This is a genomic window from Achromobacter sp., assembly GCF_050285585.1.
GTDB lineage: Bacteria > Pseudomonadota > Gammaproteobacteria > Burkholderiales > Burkholderiaceae_B > Achromobacter.
On the sequence record NZ_JBLZXF010000006.1, the window covers coordinates 179,130 to 204,811 of the forward strand.

Consider the following 25,682-nt stretch of genomic DNA (forward strand, 5'->3'; position numbering starts at 1 on the left):
AAATGAAGAATATGACAATCGAGCCGCAGCACTCGCCTCAAGCTGGCGATCCCGAAATTGCAGTTCAGCAGGCATCGGGGCCACGCCAAGGCGCTCGCGAGACTTGGGTCGAAGTCCCCTCGCGAAATGGCGCGATTGCGGCCTGGTGCTATACCGACCGCCGCTCCTACCTGCCGAATGAAACTGTGCACCTACACGTTTCTTCAAATTGCGATCGCGTCGGCCTGAAGATCTACCGGGACGGCGCGAACCGGCTTCTGATGCATCAAACCGGCGTTCGCGCCGCGGGTTTCCATCCCGCTCCCGATGGCGCGTATGAATATGGATGCGACTGGCCGGTTTTCGCGCAATGGACCCTGCCTGCGGACACGCCCTCCGGCGCCTGTATCGTCGAGGTAGTCGACGCCAACGGCGCTCCCCTCGGACACCACGTATTCATCGTGCGCGCGGGTCACAAGCGCGAGCACGCGCTTGTTCTTGTGGCTGCCACCTCCACCTGGGCCGCCTACAACGACTGGGGAGGAGCCAACCATTATTTCGGCATACATCCCGGCACGCCTCGTGGACGCGCCCCCATCCTGTCCGCCCGGCGCCCGTGGGCCCGAGGTCAGGCTTGGCTGCCTTCCGATGCCCCTCGCTCGATCAATACGCGGCGCCCCGGCAGGGCCGGACCGGCCCGATACGAGTTCATTGAATGGGCGGCCGCCCACGGATTCAGCAAATACTATGCGCTGGCCGGATGGGCCTCTTACGAGCGCCTTTTTCTTATCTGGGCGGAAGAACACGGCTATGCGGTCGACATCATCACGCAAGACGATCTGCATCATGACCCCGAGGCGCTCAGCGATTATCGCTGCGCGGTCTTCGTCGGCCATGACGAGTACTGGTCGCGTGAAATGCGGGATCATGTCGACGCTTTTGTCGAAGGCGGTGGCAACGTCGCCAGATTCGCAGGGAATTTCATGTGGCAGGTTCGACTGGAGGCCGGCGGCACAAGACAGATAGCCTACAAGTACGACGCCCGAGCTCTCGACCCTTTCGCAACCGCAAAGCCCGCGCTGATGACCAGCGCATGGGAAGACCCGCTGATAAACCATCCCGGGGCTTCGACGTTCGGCGTAAACGGCCTTAGGGGAATCTACGCCGGATTCGGAGGCATGGCCCGGCGCGGCCCGCGCGGTTTCTCTGTCTTCAGGCCCGAACACTGGGCCTTCTCAGGCACGGGCCTGTGCTATGCGGATATGTTCGGCGACTCGGTCAATATCTTCGGCTACGAGGTGGACGGCCTGGACTACACCTTTGTCGACGGACGCCCGGAGCCGCTGGGCACGGATGGAGCGCCTCAAGGACTGGAAATCCTGGCCATGGGTTGGGCGACGCTTTCCGAAACCGGCCGCGCCGAAGATGCGTACTCATTCATGCTGGGTGAGCGCGATGCGCGGTTTCGAGCAACGCTGCTGGAGACAGCGGCAACCGCTGAAAACGTCCAGCGCCACAGCCGAGGCAGCGGCATGATCGTGCACTTCAAAAAAGGACGGGGCCAAGTTTTCACGGCAGCGACGTGCGAATGGGTATACGGTCTTAGCCGGGGCGACGGGACGACCGAGACGATCACGAACAACGTTCTTAAAAGGTTCATCGGCTCAGACTGACAGACCACACACGGATTTATGTGCTCGGCAGCCCTGCCATCCAATAACAAGTCGGACCGGAGCGCTCGAGAACGATCCGGCGGAAAAGGCGAACTTCCCGGCGAAGAAGCAACGGCACGCCCATAAAACTCGCGCTTTTCGGCTAAAGTTGGCTCAACACCCTTCCACACCCGCCAAATCCAAAGAGCACGCACGCTGCCCATCGGACGCGAAGGCATGCGTCGCGTGGGACGGCCTAAGCCGTCATACCGAAATTCTCGAACATGGCAGCTAGAGCGCTCAACCAATCAGAGCTCGACTTTTTTCATAGCGAAGGATACTTGCGACTGAGCCTCTTTCATTCCAAGGACACGCTGCAGCCGCTCAGGGAGAGCATCCTCCGAGAGCTATCGCGACTCAAGGTCTGGGCCGGCGGAAAGCGCCTTGGCAGATCACTGAGCGATTTATCGCCATTTCAGCAAATATCAAAGCTCTCGTCGATGGTGAAGATTGCGGGCCTGGACGAAACGCTGAACACGGCGGAGATTCGCAGCGCAATCGCTGGGCTTACCGGCAGGACACCTCACTCCAGCCAAGGTTCGCAACCCTTGCTTTCTCTTCCTCATCAGGGGCCATGGTCCTTGCGCAACCTGGCCTGGCACGTCGACGTGGCAGCGAAACCTGAAGGCGAGATCCCCGGCATCCAGGCGTTCTATCTGATCGACGACGTTGGTTCGCACGGAGGCGCGACTTTGGCGTTGGCCCGTTCTCATCGCCTGGCGGGGGAGTTGGCTGGCAGGCTGCGTGGATCGTTGAAAATGTCAGGCGATCTCGAAGCCGCCCTCCGCGCATCCAACACAGAGATCATCGAAATGTCAGGACGGGCTGGCGACGTTTTCTTGATGGACATACGCGTGCTGCATACTCCGTCCGTCAATTCGGCCAACCGTATCAGAATGATGGCCACCACCCGTTTCACGCTGCGCGCAAGCAGATAAGGGCGCAGTCTGCCCGGAGTTCCCGACGTTACCGGTCAGCGCGGTGGACCTGCCCAGGCGCCCACGTCTGTTGCGCGAGACATCGATGCCGCTGGCGATCGTCGGCGGGCTGGGAGCATTGTTCGGACTGACAATGCGGTTTGGCCGGCGGAACTGAATGGCGCCGCTTCCTGCGCAGCGGAGACGGCGCTCCCTCGCTCAAACTATGACGCGCCCTCTTCTCTTTTCAGCGCGGCGGCAACGCGAGCGGCGGCGCCGATGGCCATCAGCGGCGCGACGGCCAGCGCCGCGAACAGCCACCACGCGGCGCGCGACGTGCCCTCGATGCCGCCGGGCACGTTAAGACCGCCCAGGTTGGCGAGCATGCCCGCCAGCGCCGAGCCCAGCGCCGTGGCGAACAGCTGCACCGTGGTGATCGAGGTGGCGGCGGTGTCCTGGTCGCCGCTGGGAGCCACCTGCAGAATCCGCGTCAGCAGGTGCGGCCAGCCCAGACCGATGCCGAAACCCACCAGGGCCAGCCCCAGGCAGATGAACGCGAGGACCGTTCCATCGCCCTGCGAATGCAGGGGCGCGCTGAACGCCAGCGCCACCATCCCCGCCAGCACCAGCGCGGGGCCGCTGGCGATGGCGCGGCGGATGCCCTCATGCTTCCACCCCGAACTCCAGATCTCCGATACCGTCCATCCCGCCGCCATCAGCGCGGCCAGATAGCCGGAAACCAGGGGCGTCTGGGCGTGCAGGACCTGCAGGAAGTACGGCACGAAGGTTTCGCTGGTCATGCCCACCACCAGCAATCCGATCGTGAGATACAGGGCCAGCAACGGAGAATCCAGGCGCAGGGCGTCCTTGGGAAACAGCCGGGTTTCGCTGGTGAATTCCCTGCGCACCAATAGCAGGGTCGACCCTGCGGCCAGGGCCACGCCGGCGATATTCCACAAGGGATCCGGCGACATGCTGCCCACGCTCACCGCCAGCACGGCCAGGGTCAGCAGCAGCAATTGCGCCAACGGCAGCCTGCCCGCGCCGGCCCTGGCGTCCTGCGCGCGCGCAGGCAATACCAGCCAAACCAGCGCCACGTACACGAGCGTCATCGGCACCAGCGAGCCAAACGCGGCGCGCCAGGCATTCATTTGCGCAAACACACCGCCCACCGCCGGCCCCAGCAACGTCGCCACGCCCCACATGCCGGAGATCAGCGCCATCGCCATGGGCCACAAGCGCTCGTCGAATACCGAATAGATCATGGCGTAGCACAGGGCGAACAGGAAGCCGCCGCCCAGCCCCTGCAAGGCGCGGCCCAACAGCATTACCGGCATGCTCGGCGCCAGCGCGCAGACCAGGCTGCCCGCGATGAAAATCGCGGTTGCGACGGCGTAGGCGCCACGCGAGCCCGCGGCCGCCAGCAACCTGGCCGTCAGCGCGGAGCCAAGAATGGAAGCGACCACGAACAGCGTCGTATTCCAGGCGTAGAGCTCCAGCCCCCCGATTTCCTTGACCACCGACGGCAGCACCGTGGTGGCGATGTAGATATTGATGGCGTGCAGCGCCACCCCGCCCGCCAATGCGATGGAACGCGCCAGATTCACCCCGGAGAGCAGTCCTCCCCAACTTCCTTCCCGTGCCGACATGCGATCTCCAGACAACCAAGGCATACGCATCGTTGTCCAGGACGGGTGGATGCGCCACGCAAATAAAACAAGAATATTCTTGGATTATTATGGAGACGCTACCGATCCGTCAAGGAATCGCCTGGCGAATTCGGCAAGGGCCCGCGCGGGCGGATCGCGCGGGCGCGGCCGTGGCGTCACGCGCGCCGGCGCGCGCGCGAGGCGGTCGTGGCCAGCACCGCGACCGCCAGGACCAGCGGCACGAAAGACACCCACAGCACCGTATTCCAATCGTAGGCGGCCAGCAGCCCTCCGGAGGCAAACGAGCCGACGGCCATGGTGCCGAAGACGACGAAATCGTTGAGGGACTGCACCCGGGTTTTCTCTTCCGGACGATGGCATTCCAATACCAGCGCGGACGCGCCCACGAAGCCGAAGTTCCAGCCCACGCCAAGCAGGATCAGCGTGAGCCAGAAGTTGGCGACGTCGATGCCGGTCAGGCCGACGGCCGCGGACAATCCGGTAAGCAGCAAGCCGGCCGCCACGATGCGGCCGGCGCCGAACCTGACGATCAGGCGCCCGGTGAAGAAACTGGGCGCGTACATGGCGATGACGTGCCATTGCAGGCCCAGGTTGGCGTTCTCCTGCGAATGGCCGCAGATATGCATCGCCAGCGGGGCCGCCGTCATGAGGAAGTTCATCAGCATGTAGGAAACGGCCCCGCAGATGACGGCCGTAACAAACAGAGGCTGGCGCGCAATGACGGCCAGCGGGCGCCCCTTCGCGACTTCGGCCGCCGTCGGCGCAGGCAGTCGGACGCCCAGCAGGACGACGGCCGACAGCGCGGCGACCGCGGCCTGCACCAGGAAGGTGGCAGCGAACATGTGCGGCTGCCAGAGATACATGGTGTGCGTGACGAGCTGCGGCCCCACCACGCCCGCGACGACGCCGCCTCCCATCACGAAGGAAAGCGCGCGCGCCCGCAACGCGGGAGAAACGCCGTCCGCCGCGGCGAAGCGGAAGGAAAGCACCACCGCCGCATATGCGCCGCCGAAGAAGGTCGCCAGGCAGAACAGCCAGAACGAACTCGACACGATGGCCGCGGCCGCCAGCAATCCCACCAGCACGCCGCAAGCCGTGCCGGCCAGGAAGGCTGCCCTTCTGCCGTGGCGGCGCGCAATGGTTCCCGCGGGCATGATGCAGGCCGCCATGCCCACCACGAAAATCGAGATGGGCAAGGTCGCCAGCGCCTTGTCCGGGGCCAGCATGTCTCCGACGATCGCCCCGGTGGCGTAGACCACGACGGAGTTCGCGCCGGCCAGCGCCTGGGCGATGGTCAGCCGCGCGATGTTTCCGCGCTGCTCGCGCGACGAGAGTTCTTGGATGGGACCGCTGGCTGATGCTGGCGCGACGGAGGACAAGGCATACCTCGGTTGTAAGTAAATAATCACAGGTTATAAAGCGACACGATAACGCCTTTCCCGGTTATCGCCGGGATGTCGCCGGACTCCAGGGACGGGAAAGGCCCGCTTACGCAGGCCCGGCCGGCCCGTCGGCTCGGTCCATGGTGAGCACCATGCGGAACTTCGCCTCGCCGGATCTCATGCGCCGATAGGCCTCTTCGGCGCGATCCAGCGGCATGGTTTCGACACTGGGCAGCGCGTCGGCAAGCACGCTGAACCTCAGCGCTCTTTCGGTTTCATGCGGCGATCCGGTAAGAGATCCTGCGACCGCGCGCTCACCGCCCACCAGATGCGACGAAACGATAGGCAACGCGTCCGGGCATATCCCCAACAGCATCATCTTTCCCCGTGCCGCCAGCCCCGCCATGGCCGCGGCGACCACCGCCGCGTCTCCGATGGTGGCGATGATCGCCTGCGCGCCGCCCATCGCGGCAAGGGCCTCGGCCAGCGGTTCTGTGGCGGTATCGATGTAGACGTGGGCGCCAAGGCCGAGGGCCTCTTGCGCGATATCCGGGCCGCGCCCTGCCGCGACCACCTTGAAACCCATCCTGCGCGCGTACTGCACCGCCATGTGGCCCAACCCTCCTATTCCCAGCACCGCGACCAGGTCCCCCGCCTCGGCGCCGCATTTCCTGAGCGCGTTGAAGGTGGCGATGCCGGCGCACAGTATCGGCGCGGCTTCGTGCGAGTCCAGTTCGGGGGGAATCGACACGAGGCCGGTGCCGCGCGCGAGCATCATTTCCGCGTAGCCGCCGTCGCAGGTGGCGCCGACGACGGGCTGGCTGGCGCACAGGTTGAACAGCCCCTGGCGGCACTGCGCGCAAGCGCCGCAATGGCCGCCCAGCCGGCCGACGCCGACCCGCTGCCCGACGCTCCACATGGAGGACACGCCCGGCCCCAGCGCGGCGATGCGTCCCACCACTTCATGGCCGGGCACGCGCGGCCGGCCCGGGGACGCCCCCGCGCGTTCGATATCCGCCGCATCGGCGCCGCAAACGCCGCAGGCTTCGACGTCCAGCAGCACCTCGCCATCGCCGGGCGCGGGCGCCTGACGTTCGACGAGCTCCAGCCTGCCGGGATAAATCGCCTGTACGGCGCGATACGTGGTCGTCATGGCCGTCCGCGGTCGCTCAGTTGCGGCCGGCCATCACGCCGCCGTCCACGTCCCAGATGGCGCCCGTGACCCAGCCCGCCTTCGCAGAGAGCAGGAACACGATGGCTTCGGCAACGTCCCGCGGGGTGCCGATGCGGCCAATGGGGTGGAATCCATTAAATCCTTGCAGCGCGCCCTGCACCTTGTCCTTGGGGATGAAGCCTTCGTAGATCGGCGTCTGCACCACGGCCGGCGACACCGCGTTCACGCGGATACGGTGAGAAGCCAGCTCCATCGCCAGATGCTGCGTCAGCGCATGCAAGCCGGCCTTGGCCATCGAATAGGCGGACGACGGCGTCGCGGCGATGGCCTGCCTGGCCCACATCGAACCGATGTTGACGATCGATCCCGGACGGCCGTTGGCGGCCATGTTCGCGGCAACTTTCTGCGTGACGAAGAAGAACGCCTTGTTGAGCTTCATGTACTGCTCGTAATCCGCATCCTGGTGTTCCAGGAAGGGCTTGGGAAAGAACACCCCGGCGGCGTTGACCAGTAGATCGATATCGGTATGGCTCGCATCGATCTCCGCGAGCAGCGTGGCAAGTCCGGCCTCGGTGGAAAGATCCGCGGTCACGCCCCATACCGGGCCCTGCTGGGCCAGCTCGCTACGCGCCTGCGCCGTCTTCTCCTCGCGGCTCCCCACGATCACGACGCTCGCTCCTTCGGCGAGCGCCAGTCTTGCTGCCTCGCAGCCCATGCCGCTGGTGCCGCCCACGACCAGCAGCTTCCTGTCCTTGAATTCACCGCCCACGATGAAACCTCCCGGCGCTCGGCGCCCTAATCCATCGATAGAAAAACTGTGCGCCAGAGCGCATTCACAAACAGAATTCTTTACCTGAGCCTTCACCGCCGCAAACGAGATAAACTTCCCTTCACTGAAAGAAAATCTTTATCGATATGAAGTCACCCGTGCACCTAAACGCCTTGCGGGCGTTCGAGGCCAGCGCCCGGCACCGGAGCTTCTCCGCCGCCGCCGCGGAACTGCACGTCACGCCCGCCGCAGTGGGTCAGCTCGTACGCACCCTGGAGCAATGGCTGGGCGCACCCTTGTTCCATCGCGGCGCAAGCGGCAAAGCCCGCCTGATTCCCACCGAGGCCGCCGAGCGCGCGCTTGTCGATATCCGCGCGGGCCTGGCTAGGCTTGCGCAGGGCTTGGACCGGCTCAAGGAGGCATCCCCGAACGGGCTGCTGACCGTGGCCGTCAGTCCCGCGTTCGCGGCGAAGTGGCTGCTGCCGCGCATCGAGCGCTTCCAGGCCGCATGGCCCGATACCGACGTGCGGCTGGATACCAATCTCAAACCCGTGGACTTCGTCTCCCAACAGATCGATATTGGCGTGCGCTACGGCTTGGGTGTCTGGCCCGAGCTGGTGGCGGAAAAACTGATGGACGAAGAGGTCTACCCTGTCTGTTCGCCCGCGCTCCTGCAGCGCCGCGGCCGGCTCGACCGCCCTGCGGATCTGATGCGCGAAACGTTCATCCATGACCTGTCGATGGACGGCCGCCTAGGATTCCCGACCTGGGATATGTGGCTGGAAAAAGCCGGCGTACGGCAGCGCCCGGCTCGGCGCGCCATGAAGATCAACAATTCCGCGGCGGTGTTACAGGCGGCGATCGATGCGCACGGCGTCGCGCTGGCTCGTAGCGTCATGGCGCGCGACGATCTGGCCGCGGGGCGCCTGCTCAGGCTGTTCCCGGAGGTTGAGTTCCGATCCGCCCTGGCCTACTACGTGATCTACCGCCCCGAGACGGCCTCCCAGCCGCGGCTGAAGGCCTTCCGGGACTGGCTCTTCGACGAGGCCGTGACTTCCCCGAACGGCACGGCGGCCGAGAAGCGCTAAGGCGCATGCCGCGCGCGCTCAGCATTCCCCGGCGAACGCCGCCAGTTCGTCCGGATCCAGCCAATCGGCCAATGCCGCGGGGTCGGGCGGCTGCGGCGCCGTGGGCCTGGCGTTGGGCGTCCTGCTAAAGCGCGGCGCCGGCGCCGGCTGCGTGATGCCGTCGATGTCCAGCAGCGTTTCCCGCGCCTTGATCTGAGGATGCTCGGCGGCGTCGGCCAGCGTCTGCACGGGCGCCACGCACACATCCAGCTCGGCCAGCCTTGCGCACCATTCATCGCGGCCGCGCTGGGCGAAGGCCTCGCGCAGCACCGTCCGCAGACGAGGCCACGTGCTCCTGTCCTGGTGATCGCCCAGTGCCTGGATGGCGCTGTCGTCCAGGCCCAGGTTGCGCAGCAGCGATTCGTGGAAACGGCGCTCTATCGGGCCGACGGAAAGCCACTTACCGTCGGCGCATGGGTATACGTCGTAGAACGGCGCGCCGGAATCCAGGATGTTGGTGCCCCGCTCCGGCCGCCACGAACCGGATGCGGCCAGGCCGAAGAATGCCGTGGCCATGGAAGCCACGCCATCCATCACGGCGGCATCCACCACCTGGCCTTGCCCGGACTGGCGGGCCTCGATGATCGCGGCCAGCATGCCCAACGCGAGGTACGGGCCGCCGCCGCCGAAATCGCCTACCAATGCAAGCGGCGGCGTGGGCGGCTGGCCGGCCCGGCCGATGGCATCCAGCACGCCGGTCACGGCGATGTAGTTGATGTCATGCCCGGCCACCCGCGCCAGCGGGCCATCCTGGCCCCAGCCCGTGACGCGGCCATAGACCAGGCGCGGATTCTCCGCCAGGCATGCTTGCGGCCCCAGTCCCAGCCGCTCCGTTACGCCGGGGCGGAACCCTTCTATCAGCGCGTCGGCCTTGCGCAAGAGCCGCAGCACCAGGGCGATGGCGCGAGGATTCTTCAGGTCCAGCGCAATGGAGCGCCGGTTGCGCAGCAGCAGGTTGTATTTCAGCTCCCGTTTCACTCCCAGGTCCGCCGGCTCCTTGCGCTCGATGCGCAGAACGGTGGCGCCCATGTCGGCCAGCAGCATGGCCGCCATCGGCCCTGGACCGATACCCGCCAATTCGATGATCCTGATTCCAGCCAAAGGCCCCATGCTTACTCTCCTATGCAATGGCGGCTGGCGCGCCGCCGGATCAAAGCAGCTCGACGGCGATGGCCGTGGCTTCGCCTCCGCCCAGGCACAGGCTGGCGACTCCGCGGCGCAGCCCGCGCCGCTCCAGCGAGTGCAGCAACGTCACGATGATGCGCGCGCCAGTGGCGCCCACGGGGTGCCCCAGGGCGCAGGCGCCGCCCTCGACGTTGACGCGCTCCTGCGAAAGGCCCAGGTCGCGCAGGGCGATCAGCGTGACGACCGCAAAGGCCTCGTTGATCTCGAACAGGTCCACGGAGTCGCGGCTCCAGCCCACCCGGTCGAGCAGGCGCGCGATGGCATGCACCGGCGCCACAGGGAACTGCCCCGGGGCCAGCGCCGCGGCCGCATGCCCGACGATGCGCGCCCGCGGCGCCAGGCCCAGCGTTTCCGCATGCCCTTGCCGCGTCAGCACCAGGGCCGCCGCGCCGTCCGATATCGATGAGGCGTTGCCGGCCGTGACCGTGCCGTCGGGCGTGAACACCGGCTTCAGGCCGGCAAGCCGCGACGCGTCGCACAGACCCGGCGTCTCGTCATGGCTGACGAGGGCTCCAGGCGTCTCGCCACGGCGCGCGCGCGCCGCGATGGGCGCGATCTCGGCCGCGAAGCGTCCCGCCGCAATGCTGGCCTGGGCGCGCAGCACGCTCTGCTCGGCGTAGGCGTCCTGCTGGGCGCGGCTGAATCCATGCTCGCGCGCCGCCAGGTCGGCATAGTGCCCCATCAGATGGCCTTCGTAGGCGTCCTGCAGGCCATCGCGATACATATGGTCCAACAACTGCCCGTCGCCAAGGCGGTAGCCTTGGCGTGCCTTGGGTATCAGATGCGGCGCATTGCTCATGGATTCCATGCCCCCCGCCAGCACCAGGTCGGCCGATCCCGCGCGCAGAATGTCGTGGGCGAGGATTGCCGCCTTCATGCCGGAACCGCACATTTTGCTAAGCGTCGTCGCCTGCACCGTGGTCGGCAGCCCCGCGCCAAGCACGGCCTGACGCGCCGGCGCCTGGCCCAGGCCCGCGAACAGGCAGCATCCCATCAACGCCTCCTGCGCGGCATCCGGGGACAGCCCGGCCTGGCGCACCGCGGCGGCCAGCGCATGAGCGCCAAGCTGGGGCGCGGTGTAGTGCGACAGCGCCCCCTGGAAGGCGCCGATGGGCGTGCGCTGCGCGCCTACGATGACAACGGGATCTGAATGGTTCGACATGGTTTGATGCCTCGGTTCAAGAATGGGTTCGAGCAGCGCGGCCGCTACGCGGAAACGCAGGGCGCGTTCGCGCCGCTGCCGGCAGGCGCCGTCTCCATGATGCCCCGCACGAAGTCCAGCAACGTCTGGCTCTCGCCAGTCAGCAATTGGCGGCCGATCAGGCCGGCGCAATCGTTCTCGCTCATGCCGGCCGCGCGCCATTCATGCAGCCGCGTGGTGTAGATGCCCAGGGCCAGTTCCTCCGTTATCCCGATCGCGCCGTGAATCGCGTGCGCAATGGCGCAAACAACCGGAATGGCTTCGCAGGCCCGCAGTCTTGCGCAAGCCGCAAGCGAGGCGTGGGGGAACAAGGCGCCGCTGGCGCAGGCCAGGCGCGCCGCCATCGCGGTCGACGCTACCTGTTCGGCAAGCACGCTGATCTCCTGTTGAATCGCCTGGAAGCGCCCCAGGGCCCTGCCGAACTGCTGGCGCTCGCCAACAAAGGCGATGCAGCGGTCCAGCACCGCCTGCATGGCGCCGGCGATGCCGGCCGCGTCGGCGGCGTTGCGCCAGGCCTGCGCGGAATCGTCCGGCAAGGCGACGCGGCCGATGACCGGCGGCGACTCCGGCCATGCGGGCGCGGCGCTGGCGCGCGGCCGGAACAGACCAGGATCGGGCGAGACAGGCGCGGCCACCAGCAATAGACAGCCATCGCGCTGCACCAGCACGCTGCGCGCCAGCCCGGCTCCCGGCGTCTGGACGCAATGCAGCCCGCTGGGTCCGGACCGCGCCGGCGCCAAGGCAATGGGGCCTTCAGGCACCGCCTGGCCGGCGGCGCGCAACAGGGCGCGCGCCAGCATGGTGTCGGCCAACGGGTACGGCAAGGCCGCCTGGCCCGCGGCCCGCAACAGCCCCTGGGCGTCGGCCAGCGACAGCCCCGCCCCGCCCAGCTCCGCCGGCGTCAGGGCGTCGACATAGCCCAGCGCGTCGATGTCCTGCCAGATGCGCGCGGCGAGGCGCTCCGCATCCGGCCCGCCGTCCATGGCCTCGATCTCGCGGACACGCTCCAGCGGACACAGGCCGGCCAGCGCGCGCAGGAATTCGTCATGCAGGTCTTGCTCAATGGTTTGCGACATGCGCTTTCCTTCTGGTGTGCACAGGCCCTAGCGCAGGCCAAGTTCGCGCGCGATGATGCCGCGCAGAATATGGCGCGTGCCGCCCCGCAGCGAAAAAGTCGGATTGATGAGCGTCAGGTAGGCCAGCGTGCGCGCCAATACCTCATCCGGCGCAGGTCCCGCGCCGGCGCGCAGCGCCTGGCCTATCCATTCAGGCACGGCCTGCTCGAACTCCGTGCCCAGGTCCTTCACCAGCACCGCCGCGAGACTGGCGTCGGCGCCTTCGTTGAGGCGCTGGGTCACCGCCAGGGACATTGCGCGCAGCACGGCCAGGCGCCCGGCCAGCCGCCCGGCAAGCCGGATCTGCTCCGAATCCGGCGCGCCTCCCCCCCGGCGCAGATGGGCGAGCCAGCCGTCTATCAGCACCATGCTGGAATAGATGCGTTCGGGGCCGCTGCGCTCCAGCGCCAGTTCCGCCGTCACCTGCTGCCAGCCGCTGCCCTCCTCGCCGACCAGCGCGTCCGGAGGCAGGAGGACGTTATCGAACAGGACCTCGCAGAAATGCGCGTCTCCCGAGACGTCCCGGATCGGGCGGATCTCGATGCCGGGCAAGCTCAGGTCGAAGATCATCTGCGACAGGCCGCGATGGCGGTCTTCCGGCGAGCCGGAAGTGCGCACCAGCGCGCACATGTAATGCGAGCGGTGCGCGTTGGTGGTCCAGATCTTGCGTCCGTTCAGCCGCCAGCCTCCGGCTTCGGCCGTGGCGCGCGTGCGCACGCTGGCCAGGTCGGACCCGGTATCGGGCTCGCTCATGCCGATGGCGAAAAAGGCTTCGCCGCGAATGATGCGAGGCAAGTAGAAATCGCGCTGTTCCCGTGAGCCGTAGCGCAGGATCAATGGCGCCGTCTGGCGATCCGCGATCCAATGCGCCGACACCGGCGCGCCCGCCGCCAGCAGTTCCTCGCTCAGGACGAAACGCGCGAAATTGCTGCGCTGCGCACCGCCGTAGGCGGCCGGCAGCGTCAAGCCCAGCCACCCCTGCCGCGCGAGCGCACGGCTGAACTCCGCGTCGTAGCCCATCCAGGAGCGCGCGCGGCGGTCGGCCGGCATATCCTTCAGCGCCTCCCGCAGGAAGGCGCGCACGGACGGGCGCAAAGCCTCGTCCTGGGCGGGAATCGCGGCTAACCGCAGTGCGTCGTTGATAGCGCCCAATATAGCCCCCGGAACGTGCGGCGGCACGGCGCCGGCGCACGCATTCCAATGTTCGGAAATTGCCGTGAAAACGCTGGCCTGCGCTGTTTGCGCGGGCCTCATGGCAATCTACACGGGGGCTACATCCCGGTCTAATATTAGATGTGGACCGGGTAATACATCACAAATATCGCGAGCCCGGCGCATCGAGGGAGACACCCGTGGAGCTACGTCAGCTCAAGCAGCTGCTGGTCCTGTCCGAAACGCTCAATTTCCATCGCGCCGCGGAAAGGCTGCATATGGCGCAACCGCCCCTATCCACCGCGATCAAGAAGCTGGAGCAGGAACTCGGCGTGCAGCTTTTCGAGCGGCTGCCCGGGGGGCTGCAGCCGACCCCGGCCGCCCAGGTGGTATTGCGGTATGCGCGCACCACCCTGTTCTATGCGGAGGAAATCCGGCGCGCGGCGAGGGAAGGAGCCAGCGGTGAGCAAGGCGTCCTGAAAGTGGGCTTCGTCGGTTCGTCGACCTATTCGCTGATGCCCCGGCTGCTGTCCGAGTTCCGGAAGGATTTCCCCCGCGTCGACCTGATCATCGAGGAATCCACGACCATCGATCTGCTGCGCCGCCTGGACGCGCATACGCTGGACGTGGCGCTCGTGCGATTCCCGGTGCTCGAACCCACCGCGGCCCGCGTCACTTTGCTGCAGCCCGACCATCTGATGCTGGCCGTCCCCGCCGACAGCCGCCATGCGCGAAGCGACGACGTCGCGCTGAGCGACCTGGCGGATGAGCCGTTCATCGGCTATTCGCGCACGCATGTGCCGGGCATGCATGCGTTGGTGATGTATGCCTTCCAGCAGGCGGGCGTCGTGCCGCGCATCGCGCAGGAAGCCATCCAGGTGCAGACCATACTCAGCCTGGTCGAAAGCGGGCTGGGCGTCGCCATCGTGCCGGCGGTCGCCCGCCGGCAGGCCGGCAGCAACGTGCGCCTGGTGAACGTTTCGCAGCTGGCCGAGACGATCAAGGTGGGCATCGCTCTGGCGGTGGACCCGGACAACGCCACCCCGACCACCGCCAATTTCGTCGATATGGCATGCCGCCTGATGCCTGTGGAGCCCGCCTGCGCCGACGCGGCGTAGGCGGCCCCGCCCGGCGCGGCTACTCCTGCTGGATGTTGGCCAGTTTGGCGATGCGCCGCATGGATTCGAGCTCGTCCTTCTGGAATGCGGCCAGCGTCTCGGGGCCGCCCACGAAGGACTCTCCTCCAAGCTTGGCCATGAAGGCCCTGCCCTCGTCGCTGCGCACCAGGGCCTGGACCGCCTCCGACACGCGCGCAACGATGGCGGGGTCTACCTTCGCGGGGAAGAACGCCGCCGTCCAGGCATACGCCTCGTACCCCTTATTGCCGCTTTCCTGCATGGTGGGCACGTCCGGAAGGTCCTTGATGCGCGCGGCGCTGGTCACCGCCAGCGGCCTCAGCTTGCCGCCGCGTATCAGCGGCAGCGCCGCGCTGACGTCGGCCAGGCTGTACTGCACCACTCCCCCCGCCAGGTCTGCCAGCGCGGCCGACGTGCCTTTGTAGGGCACGTGGGTCGCCTTGATTCCGTTCTGCTCGTGGAACAGCTCCAGCACCACCTGGTAAGTCGCGGTGCCGCTGGCGAAGTTCAGCTTGCCCGGGGCCGCCCTGGCGGCCGCCACCAGATCAGCCACGCGTCGGTAAGGGGAGTTCGCGGGCACCACCAGCACCATCGGAAAGCGCGCAATGGGCGCGACGGGCGAGAAGTCCTTGATCGCGTCGTACGGCAGATGCTTGAAGACGGCGGCATTGGTCGTCATGGGCGAATTGCTGGCCACGAACATCGTATAGCCGTCTGGCGCCGCGGTGGCCACCGCCTGGGCGGCGATGAAACTGTTGGCGCCCGGGCGGTTCTCGACGATGAAAGGCTGCCCGAGCCGCTCCGCCAGGTGCTTGGACAGGAACCGCGCCGTGGTGTCGGCGCCGCTGCCCGGTGGCAGCGACACGATGATCTTCACGGGGTGAGAGGGGTAATCGGCCGCGGCGCGGGCATTGCCGCTCAGCGCCAACGCGGCGCCCAGCAATCCGGTCATGGCCAAGGTCCTGATATTCATGCGTGTCTCCGCAAGGCTGTTCCATGGGTCGCCATGGCCTTGGCGGCCATGGGACTTCCGTACTCATTCGGGCTGTATGCCCGCCATCCTGACTGCGTCGCCCCAGCGCCGGACCTCCTGCCCCAGGTACGCCTGGAATTCGGCCGGCGAGGAACTGCGCAGGTCGACGCCCTGGGCAGTGAAGGGTCCGGCGATGGCAGGATCGCGCACGGCGGCGGCCAGGGCCTGACTCAGCCGGTCGATCACGGGCTGTGGCGTGGCGGCCGGAGCCAGCACGCCCTGCCAGGTGCTCATCGTCAAGTCTTCAAGCCCCGCTTCGCGCAGCGTCGGCACCTGCGGCAGCGCGGGCGACCGTTCGGCCCCCGTCACGGCCAACGCCCTTACCCTGCCATCGCGAATATATGGCAGCGCCGAGCTTATCGCGTCCACCATGAATTGCACCTGGCCGCCCAGCATCGCCACCATGGCGGGATTGGTGCCCTTGAACGGAATGCCGACGGCGCGCGTGCCGGTGGCGTGCAGGAACAACGCCACGCTCAGATGGGTAATGTTGCCGACGCCGCCCGTGCCGTAGCTGAGCGCGTCGGGGCGCGCCTTGAGGTAATCGATGAACTGCCTGGTGTCGGTGGACGGCAGAGAATTGGCCGTCATCAGCACCAGGGGAATCGAGGCCGTCAACCCCACGGGCGCGAAATCGCGCAGCGGATCGTAGGGAAGCTGCCGGTACAGCGCCGGGCTGATGGCCAGCCCCGACGAGTGGTACAGCAATGTGTATCCGTCGGGGCGCGCGCGCGCCACCGTTTCGCCGGCGATGTTGCCGCTTGCGCCGGTCTTGTTCTCCACGATCACCGGCTGGCCCAGCTGGCGCGCCACATGCTGCGCCACGGCCCGGGCCAGCACATCGGTCGGGCCGCCCGCGGCATAGGGCAGTATCAGCCGCAAGGGCTGTGCCGGCCAGGCCGCCGTGTTCGCGTACGCGGCGCGCGCCAGCGGCAAGCCGGCCAATCCGCCCAGCGCGGCAAGCAGCTTTCTTCTCGTTGTCTGCATCGGTCTCCTCCTTGTGTCGCCTCGTTGTTGGTTGCGCTGCGGCGAGGCTGCCGTGGCTGTGGCCGTTCCGCTTCAGCCGCGCGTCTTGCTCAGGAACGCGTCCAGCGCGCCCGCGTGTTCCCGCGTATGGTGCGCCAGCGCCTGGAAACCGGCCGAGAATTCCAGCAGCGTATCCAGCCGCATGTGCTGGCCCTCGCGCAAGAGCCGCTTGGTCAGGCGCAACGCGTGGCCGGAATGCTGGGCGATCTCCTGCGCCAGCGCCATCGCCGCCGGCAGCAACGCTTCCCGGCCGACCACTTGCGACACCAGCCCCATCCCGAGCGCCTGGGCCGCATCGACGCTGCGGCCCGTGAAAGCCATTTCACAGGCGCGCGACATGCCCACGGCCCGAGGCAGCAGCCAGGCCCCGCCGTCGCCAGGGGTCAAGCCCAGCTTGACGAAGCTCTCGGCGAATCGCGCCTCTTCGGCGGCCACGCGTATATCGCACATGCAGGCCAGGTCGCAACCCGCGCCGATGGCCGGCCCGTTGACCGCCGCAATCGTCGGCACCTCCAGGTTGCACAGGGCCAGCGGCACGCGCTGTATCCCGTTGCGGTAGGCCAGGCGGCTGTGCACGGGCTCTCCGAGGCCAGCGCCCACCGTATCGGACAGGGTCTTGAGATTTCCGCCCGAGGAAAAGACGCCGTGCGCGCCGGTCAGCACCACCGCTCGCACGGACAGGTCCGCGTTGACGTCGGCGCATGCGTCGACCAGCGCGTCGATCGCATCAGGATCCGACAGCGCGTTGCGCGTCGATTCCCGGTCCATGGTCAGGAGCAGTACGGCGCCATGCCGTTCGCGTTTCAGAAAGTCAGTCATGGCTCGCTCCCGCAGGCTCCAAGGTCACCCCCTGCCGCAGCAGCGCGGCGATGGCGTCGTCCTGGTAGCCGGCCTCTTTCAGCACTTCGACACTGTGTTCTCCAAGCCGCGGGGCCTGGCGGGTGGGTTCGGGAGGCGTCCCCGACCAGCGCGACGGAACGGCCATCGTGCGCAGCTTTCCCTCGCTGGGGTGATCGACGGTATTGAAGAAACCCACCGCTTCCAGTTGCGGGTCGCGCAGCAGCGACTCCACCGTGTGCATCGGCATGGCCGGAATATCCGCCGCTTCGAACGCCGCGAGCCATTCCTGGGTCGTGCGCGTGGCGATCGCGTCCGACACCAGCCGGTAGATCGCGTGTATGTGCTGGGTGCGGGTGCCGATATCGCGGAACCGGGGATCGCTGCGCTCCCTGCCGGGCTGTCCGATCAGCTCGAAGAACGCCGCCCATTGCTTGTCCGTGTAGAGCAGCACGCAGATGTGCCCGTCCAGCGTGGCATAGGGCCGACGGTCCGCGTTCAGGATACGCGGATATCCGGGCGGCCCCAACGGCGGTTCGAATGACTGGCCCGCCATATGGTCGCCCAGAATCAGTTGCGCCATCGTCTCGAACATCGGCACATCGATGGCCTGGCCCCGGCCGGTGCGGGCCCGGTGATACAGGCCCGCGCTGACGGCGTTGGCCGCGCTGATGCCGACGATGCGGTCGGCGATGGCGCTGGGCGCGTACCGCGGCGTCTCGCTGCCGGCCTGCACGGACAGGGCCGGAATTCCCACCGCCCCCTGGATGAGATCGTCGTAAGCGGCGCGCGCCGCATAGGGGCCTCGCTGGTCGTAGCCGTAGACGCCCACATACAGAATGGCGGGATTGACCCCGGCCAGTTCCTCGTATGAAAGGCCCAGCCGCGCCATGGCCTGCGGCCGCACGTTGTAGATCAGCACGTCGCAGGTGGCCGCCAGCGTGAGCAGCGCCTCGCGGCCCTCCGGCCGCTTCAGATCCAGCACGATGCTGCGCTTGCTGCGATTGGCATGCAGGAATATGCCGCCCATGCCTGGGTGGCGCGCCGGACCGATGCCGCGCACGTTATCGCCGGACGGCGGCTCCACCTTGATCACATCCGCGCCCAGGTCGCCCAGTATCTGCGTGGCGTATGGCCCCATCAGCACCGTCGTGACGTCAAGGATGCGGACTCCTTCCAACGGCCCGCTCATGCGCCGCCCCCGCAAGCCTTCGCCCCGGCGCGCGCCGCGCGCGGCCCGGATACCCTGCAAGCACCGCTTTCGAACATGACAGCTCCCATTCCAGAATGCCTTGGTGGACATCCTAGGTAAGAACCATGCACGCCGGAAATACTATATTTGGGTCAGCCGATACATCGAAAATATTGCCCCGGCGTTCACGGCAGGCCGTCGCCGACCTGGCGCGCCAGCTCCCCGTACCGGACCGCCTCGGCCCGTATCAGCCGGGCGAACTCCTTGCTTCCCGTCCCCACGACCTCGCCGCCGCTTTGTTGCGCGAGTTGCGCCCGCAGCGCCGGATCGTCCATGACCTGCCGCATCATGCCCTCGAGCTTGCCGGCCACGGCGGGCGGTGTCTTGGCATGGATGGCAAAACCTATGAACACGTACAGCGAATAGCCCGGATAGCCCGATTCCTGCACGGTGGCCACGTCGGGCAATAGCGGATGGCGCTGGTCCCCCGCCACCGCCAAGGCCCGGATCTTTCCCGAAGCGACCAAGGGCGCGGCCCCCGCGATATCGATAAGCGCCAGATCCACCGATCCGCCGACCACGTCGGCCACCGCCTGCGCGGCCCCCTTGTACGGAACCTGGTTGAAGCGCACGCCCGCCCGCCTGGCCAGATCGAGCGCGCCCAGGCGATAGCTGTTGCCGTAGGTAGCCAGGCTGACGCCTCCCTTGTCGCGCTTGGCCGCGTCGACGACGTCGCCCAGGGTCTTGTAGGGCGAGCCCGCGGCCGCGACCAGCACGGCCACATGGCGCGTCACGTTGAGCACGGGCAGCAGGTCCTCGGGCCGGTATGGCAAGTCCTTGACGAACAGCGGATTGATCACCGTGGCGCTGGGACTGATCAGCACCACGGTATAGCCGTCGGCAGGCGCGCTCAACGCCACCTGGGTGCCCAGCGAAAGCTCGGCCCCGGGCCGGTTCTCCACCAGCGTCGCCTGGCCCGCCACCTTGCGCAGTTGCTCCGCGAAAGTGCGCGTCATCGTATCGCCGCTGCTGCCGGGGCCGATGGGCACGATGAAACGGATGGGACGCGAAGGATAGGTGTCCGCTCCGGCCCCGATCGCGGGTATCGAAACAAACAGGGCGACGCAGGCGAGCACGGCAGCGTGCCACGCGGTTCTGGCAACAGACATGGTTTCGTCTCCTCGGGTTCTTGTTGCCTGCCACGATAGCGACAAGAACTCCGGCGTGCCATGCGGGAACCGACGATCAGCTATGCACGGTCCGGGCAGCTGTCTGCCAAGCCTTGGCCCAGCGGGCCTCGCGCGTCTGCGCGGCTTGCTGCAATCGGACGAAGTGCTCCCCCAGTACCGCGACCAGGCACCGCTCCACCACCAGGCTGGCCCGGTTGATGCGATGCTTGGCGCCGGTGGCGCAGAAGGTATGCAGCGTGAGCGCCGGCTCGACGATACGGGATATCGCCAGGTCGCCTTCGTCCAGATAGTCCTCGATGCGGTGCACCTGCGTGATGGCATAGCGGCCGCAGCGGCGCACCACCTCGCGGATCATCGCCCCCGAATTGATCTCGAGTTCGGCGCGCAGCTCGAGCTGCATGTCGCGGGTCCGCTCACGCACCACCGCCTCCACCGGATTCGGCGAAGGCGGCATCACGATGGCCAGCCCGTTCAGCGCGGCCAGCGGCACGGTGGGGTTGCGCAGCAGCGGGGACTCGCGCCGGCCCAACAGCACCAGATCCGAGGAGAACAGGCGCTGCGCCTGGGCGGGCGGCTCCGCGTGGTAGCTGTTGAAAACGCCGATATCGAGCTTGCCGGCCGCCAGCCGGTCCATTACGTCGCGGCTGTAGCTTTCATGTATTACCAGATGGATCCTGGGAAACTGCGTCGATATCCGGCTCACCAGCATCGACACCGGCCCTTCGGCGGCCCAGCGCGGCAACGCGATCTCGACGGTGCCGGATGGCTGCTCGTTGGTGGAAGACGCCAGTTCCAGGAAACCGGAGGCGCCGTCCAGCAGTTCCTGCGCCACGGGCAGCAAGGCCACGCCCAGTTCGGTCAGAAGAACGCCGCGGCCGGTACGGTTGAACAGGCGCCCGCCGAGCAGGTCTTCGAGCTCGAGGACCCGCCGGCTCAACATGGATTGCGAGCATCCTCGCATCACGGCCGCTTGCGAAAAGCTGCCTGACTCCGCAGTTGCCACGAACGCGGACACGTTCTCGATCTTCAGCTCGTCGGCTGCACGGACCACCAGCTTCACTTTCTGTCTCCTGCCAGGATGGGACAGCCTGCGTTCTCTTTTTTTCGATCATATCAGGGAGAACGTCGCCCTCGCCGCCTCCCGCAACACCCCGCCGCGGCTGCTGCGTTGCGGCAAGCTCGGGCCCGGCCATGAAGGATCGGGGTCAACCCGGACGGCCGCGTCGCGCCCGCTGCTGCCTTGCAGCACGGACCGGATTACCGCAATCCGGCCTCAGCATTGCCGATCCTGCATACCTGCCATCCGCTCCGCGTGGTTACCGCGCTGGCGAGCCCTGCCTACAGTTGTCGCATCCCGTTTTCGCATGAACGGATCAACCTGCCGAGGAGACGAAATGGCTGGAATTCTGGAAGGAAAGGTCGTGCTTGTGACCGGCTCGGGTCGCGGCGTCGGCCGCGAAATTGCCTTGCTGGCGGCGCGCCAGGGCGCCGCGGTGGTGGTCAACGACCTGGGCGGCAGCCCGAACGGCGAAGGCGAGGGCACGCTCGATCCTGCCTCCGAGGTGGTCGCTGCGATCCAGCAGGAAGGCGGCCGCGCCATCGCCAACGGCGAAAGCGTGTCCGACCCCGCCGCCGCGGCGCGCATGGTGCAAGCCGCCATCGACAACTTCGGACGGCTGGACGGCGTGGTCAACAACGCCGGCATCCTGCGCGACCGCATGTTCCACAAAATGAGCAATGTCGACTGGCAGCAGGTCATCGACGTGCACCTGCAGGGCGCCTACAACGTCAGCCGGGCCGCGGCCGCAATGTTCCGGGAGCAGCAGTCCGGCGCCTATGTGCACATGACTTCCGCCGCCGGCCTGGTGGGCAATATCGGCCAGGCCAACTATTCGGCCGCCAAGCTGGGCATCGTGGGCATTTCCCGCTCCATCGCGCTGGAGATGGAGCGCTGCAACGTGCGCTCGAACTGCGTTTCCCCGTGGGCGTGGAGCCGGCTCATCGGCACCTTGCCCGACGAAACCGAGGAACAGAAGCGCCGGCTGGAACGCTTCAAGCAAATGACCGCCGACAAGATCGCGCCGATGGTCGTCTATCTGCTGTCGGATCTGGCCGCGGGCGTCAGCGGCCAGATCTTCGGCGTGCGCAAGAACGAAATCATGCTGTTCAGCCAGCCCCGGCCGGTGCGCAGCGTGCATCGCTCGGAAGGCTGGACCGTCGAGGCGATCGCGGAGCATGCGATTCCCGCCATGCGGTCCAGCCTGGTGCCGCTGGAAAGCGCGCGCGAGGCTTTCGCGTGGACCCCGGTGTGAGGCCCGCCATGACATTCGACCCCGACAAGCTGCTGCGACGCCATTTCGAGCCGGTGGAGCAGACCTACACGTCCAAGGACTCCATCCTGTACGCGCTGGGACTGGGCCTGGGCCGCGACCCGCTGGACAGGCGCGAATTGCCTTTCGTCTACGAGGAACGGCAGCGGGCGGTGCCGACCCAGGCGGCCGTGCTGGGATACCCAGGCTTCTGGATGAAGGAGCCCGACACCGGCATCGACTGGCGCAAGGTGCTGCATGCGAGCCAGTCCGTGCAGCTGCACCGCCCGCTCCAGCCGGCGGGCACCGTCATCGGCCGCACCCGGGTCAAAACGATCCTGGACAAAGGGCCTGACGTCGGCGCGCTGTTCTTCGTGGAGCGGACGCTGGAACAAAGCGACGGCGCCTTGCTCGCGACCGTGGAGCAAGCCGTCATGGCCCGCGGCAACGGCGGCTTCGGCGGCGCCAGCGGTCCTTCGCCGGCGGCGGTCAAACTCCCGGACGGCCCTCCCGAGCACGTCTGCGACCTGGCCACGCTGGCGTCCCAGGCCCTGCTGTACCGCCTGTCGGGCGACTTCAATCCCTTGCACGCCGACCCCGACGTTGCCCGCAGCGGCGGTTTCGACCGCCCCATTCTGCACGGCCTTTGCTCCTACGGCATCGCTTGTCATGCGCTGCTGCGCATGCTGTGCGACTACGACCCGGCGCGGCTCAAGCGCATCGACGTGCGCTTCAGCGCGCCGGTCTATCCCGGCGAGACCATCCGCGTCGAAGCCTGGGGCTCGCGCGGCGAGGTCCGCTTCCGGGCCACGGCGCTGGAACGCCAGAAGGTCGTGCTCAACAACGGCCTTGCCGTCATCGACGGGCCGCAAGGAGGATCCGCATGAGGGGCATACTTTCCTTCGGCGCCTACGTTCCGCGGCTGCGCCTGCGGCGCGAGGCGATCGTGCGCAGTCATTCCTGGTACGACGCATCGCTCTCGGCGCACCGCGGCGGCGAACGGGCCATGTGCAATTTCGATGAGGACGCCATCACCATGGCCGTGGAAGCCGCTCGCGATTGCCTGTCCGGACTGGACACGGCGCCGGTCGACGACCTGCTCCTGGCCTCGACCTCCCTGCCCTACGCGAGCCGCCTGAACTCCAGCATCGTGGCGCAGGCGCTGAATCTGGCGGAGAACGTCGGCGCCATCGACATTGCCTCCTCGCAACGCGGCGCCACCTCCGCATTGATACAGGCGCTGCGCGGCGGCGCGGCGCGCGGGGCATTGGTGGTTGCGAGCGACCGCCGCAAGGCCAAGGCCGCCAGCGCGCAGGAGCTTTTATATGGCGACGCCGCGGGCGCGGTGCTCGTCGGCGACGGTCCGGTCATCGCCGAGCCGTTGGCGCTGGAGAGCCGCACGATAGACATGGCCGACCACTACCGCGGCGCCGGCGCCGTCACCGATACATACTGGGAAGAGCGCTGGATACGCGAGGAAGGCCATACCGCGCAAATTCCCCAGGCGATCGCCGCGGCGCTGCGCCAGGCGGAGATACCGCCCGGCCAGGTCGACGCGCTGTGCGTGGCCCTGCCGCAGAAGAGCGCGGCGCAACGGATAGCCAAGTTGGCGGGAATCGCCCCGGATCGCGTGCGCGACACGCTGGCCGCGACGGTAGGCAACGCCGGCTGCGCCCATCCCCTGTTGATGCTGGCGCACGCGCTGGGCGCCGCCGCCCCCGGGCAGGTCCTGGTGCTGGTCGCGTTCGGCCAGGGGGTCGACGTCCTGGTGCTGCGCACCACCCCGGCCCTGGCCGCCCTGCCGCGCCGCGCGGGAGCGGAAGGCTGGATGGCGCGCGGCAAGGCCGAGGACAACTATATGAAATTCCTGGTGTTCAACGACATGCTTGCGCTGGAGCGGGGCATGCGAGCCGACAACGACAAGCTCACGCCGCTCTCCGTCGAATACCGCAACCGCAAGGCGGTGCACGGTTTCGTCGGGGGACGCTGCGGCGCTTGCGGCACGGCCCAATGGCCGCGAGCCGACGTTTGCGTCAATCCCGCCTGCGGCGCAGTCGGCGCGCAGGAGGACCTGCCGTTCGCCGACACGCCCGCCAGGGTCATGAGCTACACCGCGGATCGTCTGGCGTACTCCCCCAGCCCGCCGGCCTGCTACGGCATGGTGCAGTTCGAAGGCGGGGGCCGTTTGATGATGGACTTCACCGACGTGGACGAAGACGAACTGGCCGTCGGCCTAGCACTGCGGATGAGCTTTCGCATCAAGGCATACGACGCCGCGCGCGGCTACACCCGCTATTTCTGGAAGGCGACCGCCGCCCATCCGATGGAGAACAAGCATGCCGACGGGAATTCGTGACAAGGTGGTGATCCTGGGAATGGGCTGCTCGCATTTCGGCGAGCGCTGGGACCGCAGCGCCGACAGCCTGGCGGTGGAAGCGTTCAGCGAATGCCTGCAGGATGCCGGAATCGACAAGGGGCAGATCCAGGCTGCCTGGCTCGGGACCGGCATAGAAACCCAGCACCTGGGCAGCGGGGGCATCCCGCTGGGCGTGGCGCTGCGGCTGCCCAACATTCCGGTGTCGCGGGTCGAGAACTTCTGCGCCTCGGGGTCCGAGGCGCTGCGCGGCGCTGCCTATGCCGTGGCGTCCGGCGCCTGCGACTTCGCGCTGGCCTTCGGCGTGGAAAAACTGAAGGACACGGGCTATGGCGGCCTGCCGCAGCGCCCGCGCGGGCCGCTGAACGACATCGTATGGCCAAACATCAGCGCGCCCGGTTCGTTCGCGCAACTTGCCAGCGCCTATCGCGCCAAGCACCGCATCGATGCGCGGGACCTGAAGCGCGCAATCGCCCACGTCTCCGTGAAAAGCCACGCCAACGCGGGCCTCAATCCCAAGGCTCACCTGCGCAATCCGATCAGCATGGACGACGTGATCAACGCCCCGATGATCGCCGAGCCTCTCGGCCTGTACGACTGCTGCGGTGTCTCCGATGGCGCGGCCTGCGCCATCCTGACCACGCCGGACATCGCCCGCGGCCTGGGCAAGCGCGACCTGGTGGCGATCAAGGCGCTGCAGCTCGCGGTGTCCAGCGGCAGCGAGGCAGGCCACGACAGCTGGGACGGCAGTTACTTCCAGACCACGCGGATAGCCTCGGCCCGCGCCTACGAAGAAGCCGGGATAAGCCGGCCGCGCGAACAGATAGACCTGCTGGAGGTGCATGACTGCTTCTCCATCACCGAACTGGTCACGATGGAGGACATGCACATCTCGCCGGAAGGCCGCGGCCCGCACGACGTGCTCGACGGCTTCTACGATGCGCACGGCACGATTCCTTGCCAGATCGACGGCGGCCTCAAGTGCTTCGGCCATCCGATAGGCGCAACCGGGCTGCGCATGGCGTATGAAATGTACCTGCAGATGCAGGGACGCGCCGGCGCCCGCCAACGCGCCGGCGATCCCGCCATCGGTGTGATCCACAATCTGGGCGGCTTTCCCTGGCAGAACGTGTGCAGCGTCTCCGTGCTGGGCAGGTACGGCGCCTGACCGGCTCCACCACAATGGTCCTAGAGGAGAAACG

At 67.3% G+C, this 25,682-nt stretch carries 22 protein-coding genes; 8 read left to right on the forward strand and 14 right to left on the reverse strand.

All coding sequences use genetic code 11. The annotated features are described in order from the left end of the window. Positions 1-2: 2 nt before the first annotated feature. Both ACN6PJ_RS11415 and ACN6PJ_RS11420 read left to right on the forward strand, forming a co-directional pair. Complete coding sequence (locus ACN6PJ_RS11415) at positions 3-1,652, forward strand: N,N-dimethylformamidase beta subunit family domain-containing protein (protein ID WP_427995968.1); 1,650 nt, start codon at positions 3-5, stop codon at positions 1,650-1,652. 263 nt (positions 1,653-1,915) lie between these two features. Next, positions 1,916-2,629: a phytanoyl-CoA dioxygenase family protein gene (locus tag ACN6PJ_RS11420; RefSeq protein WP_427995969.1), complete on the forward strand. Its 714-nt coding sequence runs from the start codon at positions 1,916-1,918 to the stop codon at positions 2,627-2,629. 203 nt (positions 2,630-2,832) lie between these two features. Here ACN6PJ_RS11420 and ACN6PJ_RS11425 read toward each other — a convergent pair whose 3' ends face one another. The 4 genes from ACN6PJ_RS11425 to ACN6PJ_RS11440 form a co-directional block, all read right to left on the reverse strand. Beyond that, a complete protein-coding gene (locus ACN6PJ_RS11425; protein ID WP_427995970.1) occupies positions 2,833-4,257 on the reverse strand; it encodes an MFS transporter in 1,425 nt (474 codons plus the stop codon). A gap of 176 nt (positions 4,258-4,433) precedes the next feature. Beyond that, entirely contained in the window at positions 4,434-5,657 is a 1,224-nt protein-coding gene (locus ACN6PJ_RS11430) for an MFS transporter (protein ID WP_427995971.1), read from the reverse strand. 109 nt (positions 5,658-5,766) lie between these two features. Next, on the reverse strand, positions 5,767-6,813 hold the full coding sequence (locus ACN6PJ_RS11435; RefSeq protein ID WP_427995972.1) for an alcohol dehydrogenase catalytic domain-containing protein: 1,047 nt from the start codon (positions 6,811-6,813) through the stop codon (positions 5,767-5,769). Positions 6,814-6,829: 16 nt separating this feature from the next. Next, the gene (locus ACN6PJ_RS11440) at positions 6,830-7,603 is read right to left on the reverse strand and encodes an SDR family NAD(P)-dependent oxidoreductase (RefSeq protein WP_427995973.1); all 774 of its coding nucleotides are present in this window, start codon (positions 7,601-7,603) and stop codon (positions 6,830-6,832) included. A 146-nt stretch (positions 7,604-7,749) separates the two neighbouring features. Here ACN6PJ_RS11440 and gcvA point away from each other — a divergent pair, with 146 nt between their 5' ends. After that, positions 7,750-8,691 (forward strand): transcriptional regulator GcvA, encoded by a 942-nt coding sequence (gcvA, locus tag ACN6PJ_RS11445; protein ID WP_427995974.1) that lies wholly within the window; start codon positions 7,750-7,752, stop codon positions 8,689-8,691. Between the two features lie 18 nt (positions 8,692-8,709). On the opposite strand, the gene ACN6PJ_RS11450 is transcribed toward gcvA, so the two are convergent. The 4 genes from ACN6PJ_RS11450 to ACN6PJ_RS11465 are packed head-to-tail and all read right to left on the reverse strand — an operon-like array spanning position 8,710 to position 13,383. Further along, on the reverse strand, positions 8,710-9,840 hold the full coding sequence (locus tag ACN6PJ_RS11450) for a CaiB/BaiF CoA transferase family protein (protein WP_427995975.1): 1,131 nt from the start codon (positions 9,838-9,840) through the stop codon (positions 8,710-8,712). A gap of 40 nt (positions 9,841-9,880) precedes the next feature. Next, positions 9,881-11,077: a thiolase family protein gene (locus tag ACN6PJ_RS11455; protein ID WP_427995976.1), complete on the reverse strand. Its 1,197-nt coding sequence runs from the start codon at positions 11,075-11,077 to the stop codon at positions 9,881-9,883. 44 nt (positions 11,078-11,121) lie between these two features. Further along, a complete protein-coding gene (locus ACN6PJ_RS11460) occupies positions 11,122-12,192 on the reverse strand; it encodes an acyl-CoA dehydrogenase family protein (protein ID WP_427995977.1) in 1,071 nt (356 codons plus the stop codon). 27 nt (positions 12,193-12,219) lie between these two features. Then, positions 12,220-13,383 (reverse strand): acyl-CoA dehydrogenase family protein, encoded by a 1,164-nt coding sequence (locus ACN6PJ_RS11465; RefSeq protein WP_427995978.1) that lies wholly within the window; start codon positions 13,381-13,383, stop codon positions 12,220-12,222. A 200-nt stretch (positions 13,384-13,583) separates the two neighbouring features. On the opposite strand from ACN6PJ_RS11465, the gene ACN6PJ_RS11470 reads away from it, so the two are divergent. Continuing rightward, positions 13,584-14,501 carry a LysR family transcriptional regulator gene (locus tag ACN6PJ_RS11470; protein WP_427995979.1) on the forward strand — a complete coding sequence of 306 codons (918 nt, stop codon included), beginning with the start codon at positions 13,584-13,586 and terminating at the stop codon, positions 14,499-14,501. 19 nt (positions 14,502-14,520) lie between these two features. On the opposite strand, the gene ACN6PJ_RS11475 is transcribed toward ACN6PJ_RS11470, so the two are convergent. The 6 genes from ACN6PJ_RS11475 to ACN6PJ_RS11500 all read right to left on the reverse strand — a co-directional run bounded on the left by ACN6PJ_RS11475 (position 14,521) and on the right by ACN6PJ_RS11500 (position 20,857). Next, positions 14,521-15,492: a Bug family tripartite tricarboxylate transporter substrate binding protein gene (locus ACN6PJ_RS11475; RefSeq protein ID WP_427995980.1), complete on the reverse strand. Its 972-nt coding sequence runs from the start codon at positions 15,490-15,492 to the stop codon at positions 14,521-14,523. A gap of 63 nt (positions 15,493-15,555) precedes the next feature. Then, complete coding sequence (locus ACN6PJ_RS11480) at positions 15,556-16,539, reverse strand: tripartite tricarboxylate transporter substrate binding protein (protein WP_427995981.1); 984 nt, start codon at positions 16,537-16,539, stop codon at positions 15,556-15,558. A 72-nt stretch (positions 16,540-16,611) separates the two neighbouring features. Next, a complete protein-coding gene (locus tag ACN6PJ_RS11485; protein ID WP_427995982.1) occupies positions 16,612-17,397 on the reverse strand; it encodes a crotonase/enoyl-CoA hydratase family protein in 786 nt (261 codons plus the stop codon). Next, positions 17,390-18,607: a CaiB/BaiF CoA transferase family protein gene (locus tag ACN6PJ_RS11490; protein ID WP_427995983.1), complete on the reverse strand. Its 1,218-nt coding sequence runs from the start codon at positions 18,605-18,607 to the stop codon at positions 17,390-17,392. The genes ACN6PJ_RS11485 and ACN6PJ_RS11490 overlap by 8 nt, the downstream gene beginning before the upstream one ends. Before the next feature lie 185 nt (positions 18,608-18,792). Then, positions 18,793-19,776 carry a tripartite tricarboxylate transporter substrate binding protein gene (locus ACN6PJ_RS11495; RefSeq protein WP_427995984.1) on the reverse strand — a complete coding sequence of 328 codons (984 nt, stop codon included), beginning with the start codon at positions 19,774-19,776 and terminating at the stop codon, positions 18,793-18,795. A 76-nt stretch (positions 19,777-19,852) separates the two neighbouring features. After that, positions 19,853-20,857 carry a LysR family transcriptional regulator gene (locus ACN6PJ_RS11500; RefSeq protein WP_427995985.1) on the reverse strand — a complete coding sequence of 335 codons (1,005 nt, stop codon included), beginning with the start codon at positions 20,855-20,857 and terminating at the stop codon, positions 19,853-19,855. Between the two features lie 334 nt (positions 20,858-21,191). Between ACN6PJ_RS11500 and ACN6PJ_RS11505 the strand changes: the two genes are divergently transcribed. From ACN6PJ_RS11505 to ACN6PJ_RS11520, 4 genes are read left to right on the forward strand one after another with little or no spacing between them, the layout of a single operon-like run. Then, positions 21,192-22,109: an SDR family NAD(P)-dependent oxidoreductase gene (locus ACN6PJ_RS11505; RefSeq protein WP_427995986.1), complete on the forward strand. Its 918-nt coding sequence runs from the start codon at positions 21,192-21,194 to the stop codon at positions 22,107-22,109. Positions 22,110-22,117: 8 nt separating this feature from the next. Then, on the forward strand, positions 22,118-22,993 hold the full coding sequence (locus ACN6PJ_RS11510) for a MaoC/PaaZ C-terminal domain-containing protein (RefSeq protein ID WP_427995987.1): 876 nt from the start codon (positions 22,118-22,120) through the stop codon (positions 22,991-22,993). Beyond that, positions 22,990-24,462 carry a 3-oxoacyl-[acyl-carrier-protein] synthase III C-terminal domain-containing protein gene (locus ACN6PJ_RS11515; protein ID WP_427995988.1) on the forward strand — a complete coding sequence of 491 codons (1,473 nt, stop codon included), beginning with the start codon at positions 22,990-22,992 and terminating at the stop codon, positions 24,460-24,462. The genes ACN6PJ_RS11510 and ACN6PJ_RS11515 overlap by 4 nt, the downstream gene beginning before the upstream one ends. Then, on the forward strand, positions 24,443-25,648 hold the full coding sequence (locus ACN6PJ_RS11520) for an acetyl-CoA acetyltransferase (RefSeq protein ID WP_427995989.1): 1,206 nt from the start codon (positions 24,443-24,445) through the stop codon (positions 25,646-25,648). The genes ACN6PJ_RS11515 and ACN6PJ_RS11520 overlap by 20 nt, the downstream gene beginning before the upstream one ends. The last annotated feature ends 34 nt before the right edge of the window (positions 25,649-25,682 follow it).

Bases quoted from the DNA above. Each gene is read 5' to 3' on its own strand.
- ACN6PJ_RS11450 (WP_427995975.1), bottom strand. From the start codon at position 9,840: ATGGGGCCTTTGGCTGGAATCAGGATCATCGAATTGGCGGGTATCGGT.
- gcvA (WP_427995974.1), top strand. From the start codon at position 7,750: ATGAAGTCACCCGTGCACCTAAACGCCTTGCGGGCGTTCGAGGCCAGC.
- ACN6PJ_RS11515 (WP_427995988.1), top strand. From the start codon at position 22,990: ATGAGGGGCATACTTTCCTTCGGCGCCTACGTTCCGCGGCTGCGCCTG.
- ACN6PJ_RS11505 (WP_427995986.1), top strand. From the start codon at position 21,192: ATGGCTGGAATTCTGGAAGGAAAGGTCGTGCTTGTGACCGGCTCGGGT.
- ACN6PJ_RS11485 (WP_427995982.1), bottom strand. From the start codon at position 17,397: ATGACTGACTTTCTGAAACGCGAACGGCATGGCGCCGTACTGCTCCTG.
- ACN6PJ_RS11475 (WP_427995980.1), bottom strand. From the start codon at position 15,492: ATGAATATCAGGACCTTGGCCATGACCGGATTGCTGGGCGCCGCGTTG.
- ACN6PJ_RS11480 (WP_427995981.1), bottom strand. From the start codon at position 16,539: ATGCAGACAACGAGAAGAAAGCTGCTTGCCGCGCTGGGCGGATTGGCC.
- ACN6PJ_RS11420 (WP_427995969.1), top strand. From the start codon at position 1,916: ATGGCAGCTAGAGCGCTCAACCAATCAGAGCTCGACTTTTTTCATAGC.
- ACN6PJ_RS11415 (WP_427995968.1), top strand. From the start codon at position 3: ATGAAGAATATGACAATCGAGCCGCAGCACTCGCCTCAAGCTGGCGAT.
- ACN6PJ_RS11435 (WP_427995972.1), bottom strand. From the start codon at position 6,813: ATGACGACCACGTATCGCGCCGTACAGGCGATTTATCCCGGCAGGCTG.
- ACN6PJ_RS11460 (WP_427995977.1), bottom strand. From the start codon at position 12,192: ATGTCGCAAACCATTGAGCAAGACCTGCATGACGAATTCCTGCGCGCG.
- ACN6PJ_RS11520 (WP_427995989.1), top strand. From the start codon at position 24,443: ATGCCGACGGGAATTCGTGACAAGGTGGTGATCCTGGGAATGGGCTGC.
- ACN6PJ_RS11455 (WP_427995976.1), bottom strand. From the start codon at position 11,077: ATGTCGAACCATTCAGATCCCGTTGTCATCGTAGGCGCGCAGCGCACG.
- ACN6PJ_RS11510 (WP_427995987.1), top strand. From the start codon at position 22,118: ATGACATTCGACCCCGACAAGCTGCTGCGACGCCATTTCGAGCCGGTG.
- ACN6PJ_RS11490 (WP_427995983.1), bottom strand. From the start codon at position 18,607: ATGAGCGGGCCGTTGGAAGGAGTCCGCATCCTTGACGTCACGACGGTG.
- ACN6PJ_RS11495 (WP_427995984.1), bottom strand. From the start codon at position 19,776: ATGTCTGTTGCCAGAACCGCGTGGCACGCTGCCGTGCTCGCCTGCGTC.
- ACN6PJ_RS11425 (WP_427995970.1), bottom strand. From the start codon at position 4,257: ATGTCGGCACGGGAAGGAAGTTGGGGAGGACTGCTCTCCGGGGTGAAT.